The organism is Pedosphaera parvula Ellin514 (genome assembly GCF_000172555.1).
Lineage (GTDB): Bacteria > Verrucomicrobiota > Verrucomicrobiia > Limisphaerales > Pedosphaeraceae > Pedosphaera.
Genome location: NZ_ABOX02000007.1, coordinates 107,497 through 123,609, shown reverse-complemented (window position 1 = coordinate 123,609; position 16,113 = coordinate 107,497). Strand labels below are relative to the sequence as shown.

At 49.8% G+C, this 16,113-nt stretch carries 16 protein-coding genes; 12 read left to right on the top strand and 4 right to left on the bottom strand.

Going from position 1 to position 16,113, the window contains the following annotated elements:
• The first annotated feature begins 175 nt into the window (after nucleotides 1-175).
• Complete coding sequence (locus tag CFLAV_RS07590) at nucleotides 176-1,447, top strand: zinc-dependent alcohol dehydrogenase (RefSeq protein ID WP_007414079.1); 1,272 nt, start codon at nucleotides 176-178, stop codon at nucleotides 1,445-1,447.
• 90 nt (nucleotides 1,448-1,537) lie between these two features.
• On the opposite strand, the gene CFLAV_RS07585 is transcribed toward CFLAV_RS07590, so the two are convergent.
• Complete coding sequence (locus tag CFLAV_RS07585) at nucleotides 1,538-1,999, bottom strand: RrF2 family transcriptional regulator (RefSeq protein ID WP_007414078.1); 462 nt, start codon at nucleotides 1,997-1,999, stop codon at nucleotides 1,538-1,540.
• A gap of 214 nt (nucleotides 2,000-2,213) precedes the next feature.
• Between CFLAV_RS07585 and CFLAV_RS07580 the strand changes: the two genes are divergently transcribed.
• The 7 genes from CFLAV_RS07580 to CFLAV_RS32015 all read left to right on the top strand — a co-directional run bounded on the left by CFLAV_RS07580 (nucleotide 2,214) and on the right by CFLAV_RS32015 (nucleotide 8,448).
• Entirely contained in the window at nucleotides 2,214-2,393 is a 180-nt protein-coding gene (locus CFLAV_RS07580) for a YezD family protein (protein ID WP_040547442.1), read from the top strand.
• Between the two features lie 8 nt (nucleotides 2,394-2,401).
• A complete protein-coding gene (locus CFLAV_RS07575) occupies nucleotides 2,402-3,232 on the top strand; it encodes a M14 family metallopeptidase (RefSeq protein ID WP_160164516.1) in 831 nt (276 codons plus the stop codon).
• A gap of 14 nt (nucleotides 3,233-3,246) precedes the next feature.
• Nucleotides 3,247-4,227, top strand: a complete 981-nt coding sequence (cysK, locus tag CFLAV_RS07570; protein ID WP_007414075.1) for a cysteine synthase A — start codon at nucleotides 3,247-3,249, stop codon at nucleotides 4,225-4,227.
• A gap of 53 nt (nucleotides 4,228-4,280) precedes the next feature.
• Nucleotides 4,281-5,114, top strand: a complete 834-nt coding sequence (gene cysT, locus CFLAV_RS07565) for a sulfate ABC transporter permease subunit CysT (protein WP_007414074.1) — start codon at nucleotides 4,281-4,283, stop codon at nucleotides 5,112-5,114.
• A 1-nt stretch (nucleotide 5,115) separates the two neighbouring features.
• Nucleotides 5,116-6,024, top strand: coding sequence for a sulfate ABC transporter permease subunit CysW (cysW, locus tag CFLAV_RS07560; RefSeq protein WP_007414073.1), 909 nt, complete (start codon nucleotides 5,116-5,118; stop codon nucleotides 6,022-6,024).
• Nucleotides 6,025-6,031: 7 nt separating this feature from the next.
• Entirely contained in the window at nucleotides 6,032-7,135 is a 1,104-nt protein-coding gene (locus CFLAV_RS07555) for a sulfate/molybdate ABC transporter ATP-binding protein (protein ID WP_007414072.1), read from the top strand.
• An 86-nt stretch (nucleotides 7,136-7,221) separates the two neighbouring features.
• Nucleotides 7,222-8,448, top strand: coding sequence for a RidA family protein (locus CFLAV_RS32015; RefSeq protein WP_007414071.1), 1,227 nt, complete (start codon nucleotides 7,222-7,224; stop codon nucleotides 8,446-8,448).
• A gap of 3 nt (nucleotides 8,449-8,451) precedes the next feature.
• On the opposite strand, the gene CFLAV_RS07545 is transcribed toward CFLAV_RS32015, so the two are convergent.
• Nucleotides 8,452-9,207 (bottom strand): hypothetical protein, encoded by a 756-nt coding sequence (locus tag CFLAV_RS07545; RefSeq protein WP_150107315.1) that lies wholly within the window; start codon nucleotides 9,205-9,207, stop codon nucleotides 8,452-8,454.
• 108 nt (nucleotides 9,208-9,315) lie between these two features.
• Nucleotides 9,316-10,179 carry a histone deacetylase family protein gene (locus CFLAV_RS07540; protein ID WP_007414069.1) on the bottom strand — a complete coding sequence of 288 codons (864 nt, stop codon included), beginning with the start codon at nucleotides 10,177-10,179 and terminating at the stop codon, nucleotides 9,316-9,318.
• A 163-nt stretch (nucleotides 10,180-10,342) separates the two neighbouring features.
• On the opposite strand from CFLAV_RS07540, the gene CFLAV_RS07535 reads away from it, so the two are divergent.
• Nucleotides 10,343-11,392 (top strand): phospholipase C/P1 nuclease family protein, encoded by a 1,050-nt coding sequence (locus tag CFLAV_RS07535; RefSeq protein WP_007414068.1) that lies wholly within the window; start codon nucleotides 10,343-10,345, stop codon nucleotides 11,390-11,392.
• A 184-nt stretch (nucleotides 11,393-11,576) separates the two neighbouring features.
• Here CFLAV_RS07535 and CFLAV_RS33980 read toward each other — a convergent pair whose 3' ends face one another.
• Nucleotides 11,577-12,620, bottom strand: coding sequence for an SGNH/GDSL hydrolase family protein (locus tag CFLAV_RS33980; protein WP_007414067.1), 1,044 nt, complete (start codon nucleotides 12,618-12,620; stop codon nucleotides 11,577-11,579).
• Between the two features lie 135 nt (nucleotides 12,621-12,755).
• Here CFLAV_RS33980 and CFLAV_RS07525 point away from each other — a divergent pair, with 135 nt between their 5' ends.
• The 3 genes from CFLAV_RS07525 to CFLAV_RS07515 all read left to right on the top strand — a co-directional run bounded on the left by CFLAV_RS07525 (nucleotide 12,756) and on the right by CFLAV_RS07515 (nucleotide 16,071).
• Nucleotides 12,756-13,565, top strand: a complete 810-nt coding sequence (locus CFLAV_RS07525) for an alpha/beta fold hydrolase (RefSeq protein WP_202796863.1) — start codon at nucleotides 12,756-12,758, stop codon at nucleotides 13,563-13,565.
• A gap of 432 nt (nucleotides 13,566-13,997) precedes the next feature.
• Entirely contained in the window at nucleotides 13,998-14,699 is a 702-nt protein-coding gene (locus tag CFLAV_RS07520) for a type II secretion system protein (RefSeq protein WP_007414065.1), read from the top strand.
• 175 nt (nucleotides 14,700-14,874) lie between these two features.
• A complete protein-coding gene (locus CFLAV_RS07515; protein WP_007414064.1) occupies nucleotides 14,875-16,071 on the top strand; it encodes a phosphodiester glycosidase family protein in 1,197 nt (398 codons plus the stop codon).
• Nucleotides 16,072-16,113: the final 42 nt, after the last annotated feature.

Below are 16,113 nucleotides of genomic sequence, written 5' to 3'. Positions count from 1 at the left end.
CCTAGTCTGGATGAGTCGAGTTAGCAGGACAAATCCCCAGCCTCGGGTGCTTGGGGTAATTCCCCATGGTCTGGCACAAAACGCGAACGAATTTAAAATGTGCGGGACAAATCAGAAGACCCCTTGGAATAAAAATTTTAATTAATGACAGTGACCCGCGAAGAGGAAAGGATTTATGAAAGCAGTAGTTTTCCACGGGATTGGGGATATTCGTCTGGACAATGTTCCGGAACCCAGGATTGAACAACCGCAGGATGCGATTGTGCGGCTGACGGCGAGCGCCATCTGTGGCACGGATTTGCATATGGTCCGGGGCACGCTCTCACCAATGAAGCCGGGAACAATTCTCGGGCATGAAGGAGTGGGAGTGGTGGAGGAGGTGGGGCCCAAAGTGCGCAATTTCAAAAAGGGAGATCGGGTGGTCATTGGTTCAACCATTGCCTGTGGGAGTTGCTCGTTCTGTCGGCATGGTTATTACTCGCAATGTGACAACGCCAATCCGAACGGGCCAAGCGCCGGCACTGCCTTCTATGGAGGGCCGGAGGAAACCGGTTCTTTTAATGGATTACAGGCGGAGTTTGCACGTGTGCCTTTTGCGAATACAAATCTGGTGAAGTTGCCCGAGATGATGACAGATGATCAGGCCATCATGATATCAGACATTTTCCCAACGGGGTATTTCGGGGCTGACCTGGCCCAGATAAAGGATGGGGACATTGTCGCGGTGTTTGGTTGTGGACCGGTGGGCCAATTTGCCATTGCGAGCGCTCTTTTATTTAATGCTGGTCGTGTGATCGCAGTTGATACTTTTCCCGATCGATTGGAGATGGCGCGCGAGCAAGGGGCTGAAGTAATTGATTTTAATGCAGAAGATCCTGTGGAAGCCATCAAGGAACTGACTGACGGGAAGGGGGCGGACCGTGTCATTGACGCCGTGGGGGTGGACGCCGAACCGCCAAGGCGTGGTCCGGCGGCAGAAAAGGCGGCCAAGTACCGGGAGCTGTTCGAGGAGGAAATCGAAAAGATTGCGCCCTCGGCCAAACCTCAAGGGGAGTTGTGGAAACCGGGACAGGCACCATCGCAGGCGATACAGTGGTCGGTTGAATGCGTTCGGAAGGCAGGGACGATTTCCGTTATCGGCGTTTATCCGCAAACGATGATCTGGTTTCCGTTCGGCCAGGCGATGAACAGAAATCTTACAGTGCAGGCGGGCAACTGCAATCATCGGCGCTATATTCCCAAGTTGGTTCGCATGGTCCAAAGCGAAGAAATTGATCCCGAGAACATCCTTACGAAGCGCGAGCCGCTTATGTCTGCCATTGATGCCTTCAAAGCCTTCGATCAGCGGAAGCCCGGATGGATCAAAGTGGAGTTGCAGCCTGAGGAAGGTGAAGCGATAAGGCCACGCTTTAAAGTGCCCGAGGCGCAAGCCCGGAAAAAGGGTTAGTTAAACAGGCTGGAAACCATAACCGCGTGTCAGCTGGGCGGAAATTTAATTGGAAAGGTTACGCTGGCTCGATCCTTTTAATCATGCCAGCTAGATGACGTAATCCAGCGGGTTGGCGTGACTGCCCTGGAGTTGCTTCACACGATCACAGAGTTCAGCAACGGTCACTCCATCAAGAATTTTCACGATGGCATCGCGCACTTCCTTCATGATGCTGCGAATCCCGCATTTGGATTCATCCGGGCAGGAGCACTTTTCGTAGAATTTTTCACTCACACAACTTACGGGAGCCAAAGGACCTTCGATATATCGAATCACAGTGGCCAATGTAATTTGATCGGGAGCTTTGCCCAAACGGTAGCCACCGGAGACGCCGCGTTTACTGTCCACGATACCAGCGGTTTTTAGATCGTTAAGGATTTGCTCCAGAAAACGTTTTGGAATGTTCTGCTGATCTGAAATCGTCTGAATACGCACGACCGATTGGTCGTAATTCAAGCCCAAGACTATTAGCGCCCGTAGCGCATATTCCCCTCGCAAAGACAATTTCATACAAGGAATTTACAATCTCCAGCCAAATACTCAAGATTGCAGAATCGAGAAAAAGGGTCAGGTCAGCCCGAGCTAAGGTTCTTGGAATTAAGTAGACAGGAAAATAGCCTTTTGCTGGCACTTGAAAACATTTGGGAAAACAAAATAAAATATACAAAAGTCTATTGACATAGTGTAGATTAGGCCTATGCTCGATTTGAAATCAGAAGCTGCAATGAAAACAAACAATACAAACAAGGTTGACGACCTCAGCGAGAAAGAGCGTTGGCTGGAACTGGTTCAGAAGCAGGTCGATTCATTGCGATTTGGTGTCGTGCAAATCGTGGTGCACGATTCCAGGGTGGTTCAGATTGAAAAGACCGAAAAACTGCGCATCGAGCAAAAGGAGAATTAGGGATGACTATGAAAACAGAAGTGACCATACCTGCATTGAACGAGCGGCATACAGCCATCCCTCAGCGACGCCCGGCGGACCGTCTCCTGGCACAATTGGACCAGATCGCTGAGGGTTCCACGAACGTGGTTAAAAAATCGTTCGGCGAATTTGAGAGTCAGGGTAAAAGCTACTCGCTTCCGCGCTATGTGTTCATGGGGCCGAAGGGCGGGGGAGATACGATACGGCTTGGCATTTTTGCCACGATTCATGGAGACGAACCTGAAGGGGCTTTGGCAATTACTCGCTTCCTGAGCGTGCTGGAGAAGAATCCCGAATTGGCGAAGGGTTATTGCCTGTTCATTTATCCTATTTGCAATCCCACGGGTTTCGAGGACAACACCCGCTTTTCACGTAACGGAAAAGATTTGAATCGCGAATTCTGGACGGATTCCCCCGAACCCGAGGTGCGGTGGCTCGAGACGGAAGTGTGGACGCATGCTTTTGATGGCATTGTGACCTTGCACTCGGATGATACGAGCGATGGAATGTACGGTTATGCGAGCGGGGCGGTCTTATCCGAAAACCTTCTGGAGCCTGCTTTGCGCGAAGCGGAGCAATTCCTGCCCCGCAACAGCCAGCCCGAGATTGATGGTTTTCCCGCTCAAAATGGAATTATCACGCAGTGCTTCAACGGCGTCCTTAAGGCACCGCATAATTTGCAACGGCCACCGTTCGAAATCACTTTGGAAACACCGCAAAAAGCTCCCTTGCACCGCCAGGTTGAGGCCTTGTCAATCGCGCTGCAAACGATCCTTGTGGAGTACCGCTATTTGATGGCGATTGCTGCAAACATCTAAATTCAAGAAAGCCTATGGCACGCATTTTTAATGATATTACTGAAACCATTGGCAATACGCCGCTGGTTCGATTGAATCGCACGGCCAAATTGCATGGAGCAGTTGCGAATATTTTGCTTAAGCTGGAATTTTTCAATCCACTATCCAGCGTGAAAGACCGGATCGGCGTGGCGATGATTGATGATGCCCTGCGTTCCGGTCGGATCAACGAGGATACAATTCTCATCGAGCCGACGAGCGGGAACACGGGCATTGCACTTGCATTTGCCGCCGCGGCGCGAGGTTTGAAGATTATTTTGACCATGCCGGAGACGATGACCTTGGAGCGGCGCAAGTTGTTGAAAATCCTGGGCGCGCGTCTGGTTCTCACAGAAGGCGCGAAAGGGATGAAGGGCGCGATTGCCAAGGCCGAAGAACTGAATGCGAAAATTCCCAACAGCGTCATCCTGCAACAATTTTCAAATCCATCCAATCCGGAGATTCATCGCCGGACCACGGCCCAAGAGATATGGCGGGATACTGATGGATTGGTGGACATAGTTGTTGCCGGGGTGGGAACGGGCGGCACCATCAGCGGGGTGGCTGAGGTAATCAAGCAACGTAAGCCGAGTTTCCGGGCGATAGCGGTCGAGCCGGCAGGTTCACCTGTGCTTTCTGGTGGCAAACCCGGGCCGCACAAATTGCAGGGGCTGGGGGCAGGGTTTGTGCCGGACAACCTGAACTTAAGTGTTGTGGACGAAATTATTCAGGTCACAGAGGAGGATTCGGCTCCAATTTCCAAGGAAATCAACCGACAGGAAGGTATTCCGATCGGGATTTCGAGTGGTGCGGTGGTTTGGGCATCTTTGCAGGTCGCGAAACGACCAGAAAATAAAGACAAGACGATCGTAGCCATTTTGCCTTCCAGTTCGGAACGATATCTATCGTCCTGGCTTTTCGCTGATGTCGGCGTGGAGAGCGACTCCTTGAGCGATCTTTATTCTGAAGCAGCATAAACAATCGTGTAATATGAATTAGATTAAGATAGTTTTTTGCGCGCTTAACCTAAATGGCCAACAAACGATTTAACCCTCTGCCCGGTTTTGGGCTGACGATGGGGTATACGCTCGTGTACCTCAGCCTGCTGGTTATTATTCCGATCGCCGGATTGTTCCTCAAAGCTGCGCACTTATCCTTGCATGATTTCTGGAGGATCGTGACCGACCCGCTCGCAATAGCCGCTTACAAACTCACGTTCGGCGCCTCCTTTATTGCCGCGCTTTTAAATGCCGTGTTTGGAACGTTGCTGGCATGGATTCTTTCGCGATACGATTTTCCGGGAAAGCGGTTTGTCGATGCCCTGATTGATTTTCCTTTTGCCCTGCCGACTGCCGTTGCGGGATTAACTTTATGCAATTTGTTCGCGGCGAATGGATGGCTCGGCCGCTTCCTTGTTCCGCTGGGCATCAAAGCAGTTTATACCCCGCTGGCAGTCGTCATAGCCTTAACCTTTGTTGGCCTGCCCTTTGTTGTGAGAACATTGCAGCCGGTATTGGAGAACCTGGAACAGGAAGTGGAAGAGGCCGCGGCAACATTGGGAGCCAGCCGATTGCGAACTTTCGTCAGTGTCCTGGCGCCTACAATATTTCCCACCGTTGTGACCGGATTCGCTCTCGCTTTTGCACGTGCCATGGGGGAATACGGTTCCATTGTATTCGTCTCTGCAAATATTCCTGGCAAGACTCAAATTGCTCCGCAGTTAATTGTAATAAGATTGGATCAGCACGATTATAGCGGAGCGACCGCAATCGCTGCGGTGTTGCTCGTGATTTCATTTCTTATACTCGCGTTGATTAATTGGGTGGAGGCATGGGCAGGAAGGTTTAACAAGGCTGCAAACTGATATGGCTGGAGCTTTAAAATCAAATTTAGGGGCCAATCGCAGCGCTTCACGACGCGGAACAGAAGAATCTCCCTTTGTGAAATGGCTGCTGGTCGGCATTGGGCTGGCATTTGCTTTCCTATTTCTTCTGGTGCCTCTGGTAAACGTGTTTTATCAAGCGTTTGAAAAAGGTTGGAGTTTATACGTTGCCGCACTCAAAGACGAGTACACGTGGTCAGCCATCAGGCTGACTCTCATAATCGCTGCCATCACTGTGCCTCTGAATGTTGTTTTCGGGTTGGCGGCTTCCTGGGCGATTGCGAAGTTTGAATTCAAGGGCAAATCTTTTTTAATTACATTGATCGACCTTCCATTTGCGATTTCGCCGGTGGTTGCCGGTCTGATTTTTGTTTTGATGTTCGGTCTGCAGGGATATTTTGGATCGTGGCTGGACGAACACGACATCAAAATCATCTTCGCTGTGCCGGGAATGATTCTAGCCACGTTATTTATTACATTCCCGTTCGTCGCGCGTGAGTTGATTCCTATAATGCAGGCATCAGGCGCGGAGCAGGAGCAGGCCGCGTTAACTCTGGGTGCGAGTGGTTGGCAGACATTTTGGCACGTCACATTGCCTTCAGTTAAATGGGGACTGCTTTATGGCGTTATTTTGTGCAACGCGCGGGCCATGGGAGAATATGGTGCGGTTTCGGTTGTCTCGGGTCGTATCATGGGGCAGAGCGAAACGATGCCATTGCGAGTGGATACCCTCTTTGAAGGTGGGGATCTAGCCGCGGCCTTCGCGGTCGCAAGCCTCCTGGCACTGCTGGCGCTGGTCACTTTAGGCATTAAAACGTTCGTTGAATGGAAAACAAACAGAAGCTATGAATTAGCTCAACGTGCGGGTGCCGATTTGAACTCCGAGATGTAAGGTTTGGATGAGTATTGAACTAAAAAATGTCAGCAAAGAATTCGGTGAAGTTGCGGCTGTCAAAAATGTAAACTTTTCTGTCCGCGAGGGCGAGTTAATGGCATTGTTGGGACCAAGTGGAGGCGGCAAAACCACTGTGCTGCGCATGATTGCCGGTTTGGAAGTTCCGACAGGCGGAGACATTCTTATCCGTGGCGAACGTGTGAACAACATCTCGGTTCAGAAACGGAACATAGGATTTGTTTTCCAAAACTATGCCTTGTTTAAGAACATGACCGTGTTCAAGAACATCGCATTTGGCCTGAAGATCAAGAAGTGGAAAAAAACTGATATCGAAGCCCGAGTTGCTGAATTGCTGACCTTATTAGGACTCGCAGGGCTGGAAAAGCGTTACCCACACCAATTGTCGGGCGGTCAACGGCAGCGCGTGGCTATTGCGCGGGCATTGGCGCCCAAGCCGAGTGTCCTGCTGTTGGATGAGCCCTTCGGCGCGGTGGATGCCAAAATTCGACAGGAACTGCGCGAGTGGTTGGTGCATTTGCACAAGGATCTAAATGTTACGACGTTATTTGTGACACACGATCAAGAGGAGGCCATGGAGGTCTCGGATCGCATTGTGATTTTCTCTCGCGGCCATCTTGAGCAGATTGGCGCGCCACGGGAGGTTTATGATCATCCCGTGAATGAATTTGTGGCGCGATTCATCGGGGTGATGAATGTGATGGAGCTGCAAGTACGCGATGGAATCGGCAGGATCAACGAAATGGAATTCCCCGCAGACGGCCAGCCAGACGGCCAGCGCATCCGCATTGGCTTTCGCCCTTACGCTGTCCAGGTATCAACGGACCTCACCCAGTTCAAATATCAGGCGGTGCTACGGCGTACCTTCTTCCTGGGAATCATGTTGCGGTTGGAGTTGGAATTACCGTCCGGCTTGATGCTGCGTTCCCGCATGACCAAGGAGGAGTATGCTCAGTTGGGCCTGGAAGATGGCCGGGCGGTTTCGGTGCAGATTCGAAATTACCGTGTGTTGGCGCGCGAGAATGCCGAATTGCCTCCGGAGATGCAGGCGAAATACGAGCCCCAGCCTACAATCGCGGAAAACATTTAGCCATACGACAAGGAAGTCAGAGTGGTTGCCGCTTTCCCATTTACATTTCATGTGGATTGCTTGATGCTTTTTTTGTTCCTGAACGTATGAAAATTAAGCCATTGGCTGGAGGCTTGCTCCTTCTGACGCTGTTCGTGCATGGTCTGGCGAACAATGCCTACGCAGCACAATCTGAAAGCATCCGGTATGTTGCTGCTGAAAAGGAAAGATGGGCCTCCAAAGCGGTGATTGTCGATGATGTACCGCTGGCGCATACAGCTCAATTTTTGCCCTTCAGTGAGAAGGGGGAAATCGTGGGTAAGGGGAATGTGGCGCAGCAAACGAAGCAGTCCATCGAGAATCTCAAACGCGCGCTGGTTCTGGCCGGCACCGATTGGACGCATGTGGTTAAGATCAACGTGTATGTTTCGCGTGATGAAAATGTGGAGAGCGTTGCGAAGGTTCTCGCGCAGACCTTTTCGGGCAAGGCCAAACCTTCAGTAACTTTCGTCACAGGAAACTTAACCACTCCTGACGCCCTTGTGGCGATGGATGCAGTTGCGGTGGTGAAAACTGAAAAGCCGCAGAGTTCCTCTCAGCGGATGGCCATGCAACAGGGTTTTAAAGATAAGACTGCTGCGGTTGCGATTCTACCTTCTGGAGGGAAGTTCTACATTTCTGGCCAGGCAAAGAATGGGGACATCACGGAAGCGACACGCGGGACCCTGGCAAGTTTGGAGGAAACTTTGAAATTTCTAGGCCTTTCCAAAACGCACGTGGTTCAACTGAAGGCTTTCATGCAGCCGATCTCTGATAAGGAAATCGTGGAAGCGGAAGTCGCGAAATTTTTTGAAGGTGAGTTGGCGCCGCCGGTTGTCTATGTCGAGTGGAGCAGTCCAACCAATACTCCCATCGAGATCGAGATGATCGCTTCCGAAGGGAAGTCGGAGGAGTCAAGGGGTGATTCTGTTGTATTCAGCACACCGCCAAAACTTACCACTTCCAAGGTATTCAGCCGCGTCGCTCACGTGCGGAACGGCAAGAGCATTTACTTGTCCGGCTTGTATGGGAAGCAATCCACCAGCGGTGCAGAGCAGGTCCGTGAAATATTTGATGAACTTAAGACGATCGCCAACGAAACCGGGAGTGACCTGGAACATCTGGTAAAGGCCACCTATTATGTTTCGGACAGCGAAGCGAGCGCAAAACTGAATGATATTCGTCCAGAATTTTATAATCCATTGCGTCCGCCGGCTGCGTCAAAGGCCATGGTCAAAGGGGTTGGTAGTACAGGCAATACCATCACAGTAGACATGATCGCCGTGGCGAAGTAGTGGCTACAGGTCGAAATCCCGGTAATTCTCCAGTCTCAAAGTCCGTAGCATTCCTCGAACTGCTTTGAGCATCTCGATCTGGCTTTCCAGATGCCCCATTTCTGCTTCGACATTAATATACGGAATATTTTTGTGCGCGAAGTAAACCGAAAGTGAGCCGTCATCCGGGACCTGGTCGTTGTCCTGTAAAACGACATTAAAGTCGCGTTCCTTCAAATAGGTGTGAAATCTTTTGTCTGTCACAAAAAAGAAATCAAATTTACTGTGGGAAGGATTTATATGTATTTCAGCAATGCCTGCACAGAGCCATCCTCCTGCAGCGAAGGATTCGATTGAAAAGGTTTTGTCGGAAACATTATGCAGTGCGATAATCACTGGTTCCTGGTCAAGGCGGAATCGGTTCAAGTATTGATTTGCAAACGCTGCAATCTCCTTATGCGCCTCCTCGGAGTAGCTGCCGTGCCTTTTTAACGTGGCAATAATGCCCGGATCAGAAAAAATACGATTCGGATCAAAGGTGTAATTCGTTTCGCCCAAGGTGAAAGTGATGAGTCGCTTGCCTGAATGGACCAGTTCGATAATTCGTCCACCATCATCAATCAGGCTCACCTTGCCTGCCTCCACCGCGGTGTTTTCATCATCGTGGACATTGAGCATCGTTGGTTGGTCGACGTGCTTGCGATGGACGATGGCGTGGATGGTTGTGTCCCCGATCTTAAAGTCTTCTTTCATTTGCATTAAACCAACTACTGATTTCATGACTTGTTGCCGATACCGATTCACCACACGGTTCCTGCGGGGTAATTAATAAAATTGGAGTGCAGAAATGAAGTTGGCTCAAGTGAGTTCGGATTGTGAACGTCTGAATTACTTTCCATCGATACCCTTCAAATAAGCAAAAATCAGTTCGGGCAAGTCGTCACTGTAACCGCCTTCCAAAATGCTGAAAAAGGGGATTCCCAGCTTGCGAAAAGATTCCCCCAACCAGAAGTAATCTTCCGCTTCAAGCGTCCCGTTCGCCAAAGGATCGCGCGCATAAGCATCAAAACCTGCTGATACGGCAATGATGTCGGGCTCGAACCTCTTTAGACCTTCGAGCGCTTCGGTTAAAATGCGGCGATATTCCATTCGAGGAGTGCCAGGAGCCACGGGGAAGTTGAAGCAATTGTTGCCAACGTTCTTGCTGCCAGTTCCCGGATAACAGGGGAACTGATGAATCGAAAAGAATGCAGCGCCAGGTGTATCCTTCAGAATGGCTTCCGTTCCATTTCCATGGTGAACGTCAAAGTCGTAAACCGCCACTCGTTTCGCGCCGGTGGCATGCGCTTCCAGCGTGGCAATGGCGATGGAATTCAAATAGCAGAACCCCATCGCCTGATTGCGGGTGGCATGATGACCAGGAGGGCGCATAAGACTAAAAGCTGGTTCACCGGCACGCGCCGATTTCAGCGCCTCCAAAGCACCACCGACCGAACGCCGGGCATGTGCGGCAATCTCCAGATAATAAGGCGTATCGGCATCAAAGTCATAAGGCTTATCCAAAGAAGCAAGTAATTCAGGTGAGTGCGCACGAAGAATGGGAGCATCTTTTGCTTCTGTTGGTTCAGCCCAGGACAGGGCCATTTCGGATTGTGAGCGAAGCCTGGCCAGTGTGCCACTTATGCGGCTGGGGCGTTCCGGATGACCGGGCCGTGAGTAACTGGTGCAACGTTCATCAGTGATAATTTTCATTATTTTATTGGAGTTGCCCGGCTGTAATGCTGAAGAGTCTGTTCACCATCCAATTTAATGGTCCAAAACGCTTTCATCCAGAATTTTCACCATTCCTGAACCGTATAATTCCACTTTTGTTTTGTTTGACCACTGATACAGTGGTCGGAATAAAAATTGAGTCATGAAAAAGCTTTTCCTCCTGGCATTCGGAACAATCCTCTCTTTAGCTCTTTGTCCAACTTCAAGCCTGGCTTGGGATTACGAAGGACATCGATTGGTGAATCAACTGGCACTCACCTCACTTCCAACCAATTTTCCATCGTTTCTGATGATTCCTGCCGCCAGGGAGAGAATTGCCTTTCTGGCGGGAGAACCGGACCGTTGGAGAAACACCACCGAAGTCGCACTGAAGCATTGTAATGGTCCTGATCATTATATTGACATGGAGGAACTGGATGAACCTTATGGGATCGACGTGCATTCCCTGACTCCGTTCCGCTATGATTTTACTGCGCAACTTGCTCTTGCCCGTGCCGCACACCCAGACAAGTTTCCGGCGATCGATGCGGCCAAGAATGCAGACCATTCCCGACAACTTGTAGGCTTTCTTCCATGGGCGATCATCGAGAATTTTAGCAAGTTAAAGTCGGAGTTTTCTTATCTGAAAACCTTCCAGGAATTCGGTGGCACTCCGGAAGAGATTGCCAACGCTCAAGAAAATATCATCTACACCATGGGAGTAATGGGGCATTACGTCGGTGATGGCTCACAGCCGCTGCATGCGACCAAGCACCATCATGGCTGGGTGGGTGAGAACCCGCATGGATACAGCACCGAATCCGGTATTCATTCCTTAATCGATGGCGGGTATATCCGAAAGGTGGGGGGGATCAAATTGAGCAATGTCCAGAGCTTTGTTCATCCGGCGCAACTGGTATCCATTTCCTATCCGAAAGAGAAAGCCGGCGATACTTTTGGAATCATTTTGGAATACATTTTGGAGCAGGAAAAGCTGGTGGAACCGCTTTACCAGATGGAAAAAGCCGGAAAGTTTTCTGGCGAAGGTGACGTTGGTTTGCAAGGGAAGGAGTTTATCACCGGTCAGTTGGTAAAGGGTGGGCAAATGCTCGGAAACCTCTGGTACACTGCCTGGCAACAAGCGCCCACTGATACCTTTCTCCGTTCGGAACTTACCAAACGTAAGTTGGCAAGTTCTGAAAAGGGCAAGTAAACGGGAATTGTTTAGGAATCGATCCTCGTATCAAGAACTTCGTATTGGATCGAAGTTCGATGGTGAAGGTCGGTTAAACTGTGGAATGGCCATGCCTGGAGCCGCAGACGCTTTGGTTTTAATTTTCATTTCCAGTTCGCCGGGAAGGCGGACCACTCTCTGGCTATGCGCGGGAAAAGAACGCCTACAGCTCCAATTGTTTCAAAACCCGAAAATAGATCCAATGACCGAAATCGTTGGGATGATTGATGTTGTTACCCAATAGATCCTCCGGTTTCTTGTTTGTAGCGATTGAAACCCAGCGATGGTAAACATTAGCGTAAGCGCAATTTTCTTCTCGTGCCACTTCCTGGGTGGCTTGCGCGTATTTATCCATTTGGTGTGAGCCAAAATGCCATTGTGGATTCGGTGGAAAAGCAGACAGAAGAATCACGTCCGCTTTCGTTGTAGAGCGGATCCGGTTGATCATCTTGCGAAGATTCTCCTTAAATTGGTCGAGAGGAACGCCGAATGGCTGAATGTTTTGATCGTTCATGCCGAAGCCGATCAGGACCAAATCTGGTTGCTCATTTATCACCTTGGTTTGTAACCGTTCGAGTCCATTCCGGGTGGTATCGCCACCTGTAGCGCCGTTAATGGCTTCGATTTTGGCTCTGGGGTATTTGTTTTGTAGAGCATCCGCCCAGCGTTGCCAGTAGATGAGATTGGTTTGAGACGCCTCGCCTCCAGCGGTAATGCTGTCCCCGAAAGCAACAATCTTTAATTTGTCACCGTTCTTTAGCTTTTTGACAGTTTCAGCCAAAAGGCCTTTCTGTGGTGTTTGAGTGGACCAATCTACCTTCTGTTTGTGTGCGTAGTCGATATAAACAATGAACGGTTTGTTGCCGTAACCCGGAAACTTGGAGTGGTCGAAGTCAACCTTTCCATAAAGGAGATTCGTTGAAAAATCGGGAATGCGCGAGCCAGCGGTTCGTTGAATGGTCGCAGCTTGATAATCGAGCAGGTAATCCTGTCCTTCCTGGTAGACGATTGTTCCAGGAGTTTTCTCCAGATAGGTGCTACGTACCGTGACGTGGGGAGAATGCGACGGCTGAAAAACGAGATTTGCAGGATGTTCGCCGGCGAGCACAGCCGACTCTCCGGTCTGGAAATGAGCGGTATCCTTTTCGGAATTGTCTGGATGTGTGCTGGAACAAGCCGGAAGCAAGCCCAGTCCAATTACTGCCATCACCAAAACAGAGGAGCGCAATTGCAGAGACCGCAGAAGGCGGTTTAGCAGTCTTGACGAGGAGCAGGGTGGTTGAGGCATGAGGTGATTTTATAGGTTGTGGATGCCTGAAATCAATTCGGTAAGTCGCCTGCCGTGATTTATTATATTGAAGAACCGGTCGGTTCCTTCCAAAACAGTTGTATGCGACTGAATCTGCAGTCATACGGGACCGGGTTCCCATTAATTATCTTGCACGGCCTGTTCGGTTCCCTGGACAACTGGCAGACAATATCCCGCAAGCTGGCGGAGCATTTTCAAATCTTCGCGATCGATCAGCGCAACCACGGAGGTTCACCTCACAGTGATGATTTTAATTACCAGGTCATGGCTGAGGATCTTTTCGAAGTCATGGAATCGAATGGTCTCACTAAAGCCCATTTACTTGGACATTCGATGGGTGGAAAGACCGCGATGCAATTTGCTCTGTCTTACCCTGGAAAAGTGGAAAAGCTAATCGTGGCGGATATTGCACCCAAGGCCTACCCGCCTTGGCACATACCTATTTTTGAGGCGTTACTATCCTTGGAGCTCACCCAGTACCGCAGTCGCAAACAAATTGACGATGCCCTGGCGGTCTCGATACCAGAAACTGCGCTCCGCCAGTTTCTTCTTAAGAACCTTGCTACGAACCCCGATGGTACCTATCGCTGGAAAATCGACCTTCAATCCATTTACAGGAACTACAGTCGTTTGAACGCGCCAGTGTCTGGAGTTGGAACTTTTACTGGACCAGTCCTTTTCATCAAAGGGGAGCAATCAGACTATATATTGGACAGTGATGCCAACTTGATAAGACACTGTTTCCCCAAAGCGCAGTTTCGTACCATCCCTAATGCGGCTCATTGGTTACACGCGGAAAAGCCAATAGAATTCATCAAAATCGTGGAAGAGTTCCTGCTGTAACGCTAACGCTCCCTGTTTATTTTCATCTTCTTGTGCGTTTCCGGGTTGAATAACTCATGATCTGGCGCTTTCCCTTCCGACTTGGCGACTCACTGCGATTTGGCCAATTCATGCTGAGCATCCTCTTCTAATCCTCATTTTGGATGAGGCACAGGAATTGCGTCCCAAAACATTAGGTAAGCTTAAAAGCTGACTTTCTTACGTCGTGCGGGCAGACATCATCCATCTAACGATTGTGAATATTGAAGCCATGATAAATAGAAATGCGCCAAATGCGCGGTTGGAGCCACTTGATATTATCAGGTGGAATTCACGCTATCTGCAAGTCCTTTGGAGAATTGGCCAGGCCCGAATCACATTTTTAGGTAGTATCGCAGCGCTCGTTTCCAAACTAAAAACTGTACATCGGAGGAGGGACAATTGAATAATATAATGAAATCCAGAGGTGCAAAACACTGCAGCCAACCTAAAGCATTTACGCTTATCGAACTCCTGGTCGTGATTGCTATCATAGTGATCCTGGCGGGACTGTTACTGCCTGCGCTGGCGAAGGCCAAGGAAAAAGCTTACAAAATCAATTGCATGAGCAATTTAAAGCAGTTTTCCTACGCCAACCAAATGTACACCGATGATAATGCAGGCCGATTGGCAGGTGCCGCTTTTCAAGGGGTTTACGGACAATATGATAGTGTCACGGCTTTAAAGGCTGGCTTGTTGTGCCCGTTGGCTACTTATTTGGGACAGCCTGTTCCATCCGCAACCGTGCGTACTGCATTGGTAGCGACATGTCCTGCTTCAGTTATTCAAAGTATAAGAACCACTACTCCCAATCCTCTTTTTTATGGTGTAAGTTATCGTCTGTCAGTCAAGATAATCAATTCCCCCACAGAAACTATCTCAAATCCGTTTGGATATCCATGGACCAGCGGTAATGTGAATAGCCAACCGGACGATCCGCCTCATAAGCTTCAAGAGATTGCCAACCCCGCAACCGAGTGGGCGATGGCGGATGTGGATGCTATGAATTCGGTTGGCGGTTTGTATGCACCGGCGCTTCCTCCGAAGGAGGTTCACGGAGCTGGCAGAAATAAGGTGTTCTTTGATTGGCACGTTGAATTCGTTAAAGAACAATAGGCTTCTTTGATTCTTTTTAGCACACGGCGCGCGTCATATTCGCAAGTTCAATTTCAGCCGACTGCTTGTCAGCCGGCTGTCTGCTATATTGAGAGTCGTGCCGTATGTATTTCATTGTGATCGCATCTAAGCTTGAGTTTTAGGGCTTTTCTTCTAATTTGCGTTCACTTTGCAAATGAAAGCTAGCATTGATGTCGGCAGGCGTTTCATCTTAACCAGCCTGTTCGTATTGGTTTCGATCCATGCCAGAGCGGAATTGACTCCGATTTTTTCCTCACTTGTGCCCGGTTTGGACTACGCCCACATCACTGAAACCAATCACCCATGGTCGATTCACGTTGCGCGACTCGAGCGTTCGCACAAGGAGCTGGACCTTGTTTCAACTTTGGCGCAGGGAAAGATTGTGGGCTTGAGCAGCGTGGCGAACCAGGTCAAGACGTTTCCCGCAGGGAGCGGCAAGCCGCTGGTGGCAGTGAACGGTGACTTTTTTGTCATTGCGAAAGGGCCTTACCAGGGTGATCCCTTGGGGTTGCAAATTCTTAATGGTGAATTGGTCAGTGCTCCCAATGGCGCCAGCTTCTGGAAGGATGCTGAAGGGAATCTTTTCCTGGATAATGTTCAATCGAAGTTTTCAATCTTGCTTCCAAAAGGTGAAAAGATTCCGTTCGGGTTAAATGAGCAACGGCAGACCAGCAAGGCGGTGCTTTTTACACCTGCTTTCGGTCCTTCGACCAGGACCACTAACGGGTGGGAATTTATCCTGGAGAAAGTTGAAGGAAAAGCATGGCTGCCGCTGCACGCAGATAGAAGCTATGAAGCCAGGGTTCAGGAGGTGAGGACGACGGGTGATTCTCCCTTGGCAGAAGACAAGATGATCATTTCAATCGATCCCAAGCTCGCAAGCCGTTTTGCTGGTATTCAGCCAGGGACGATTTTGCATTTTTCCACGGGTACCAGCAGAGACATTGCCAAGGCAGATACAGCGGTCGGGGGCAGACCATTGCTTCTTGTCCATGGAAAGGAACTCGAAACTTCAAAGCAAAAGGGTAATAATGCTGCCACAATCGTACGACATCCGCGTACGGCCTTGGGTTGGAATGCCCGGTATTTTTTCCTGGTGGTGGTGGATGGCCGTCAGAAGGAGTTATCGATGGGTATGAGTTCGCAGGAGTTGGCTCATTTTATGAGCACGCTCGGCTGTACCGAGGCCATGAATTTGGATGGCGGTGGCTCCACCACTTTCTGGCTGGACGGTAAAGTTGTGAACTCTCCGTCCGACAGGCACGAGCGTTCAGTGGCGAATGCATTGATCATTATGCAACACAGGTCTGATCCAGGCGCGCAAAATCCTCTCCAAAAAGCCGCGAATTAACCCGTTCGGGAGCCGGTATGTTTCTAAGAAAATCCTTAAAGT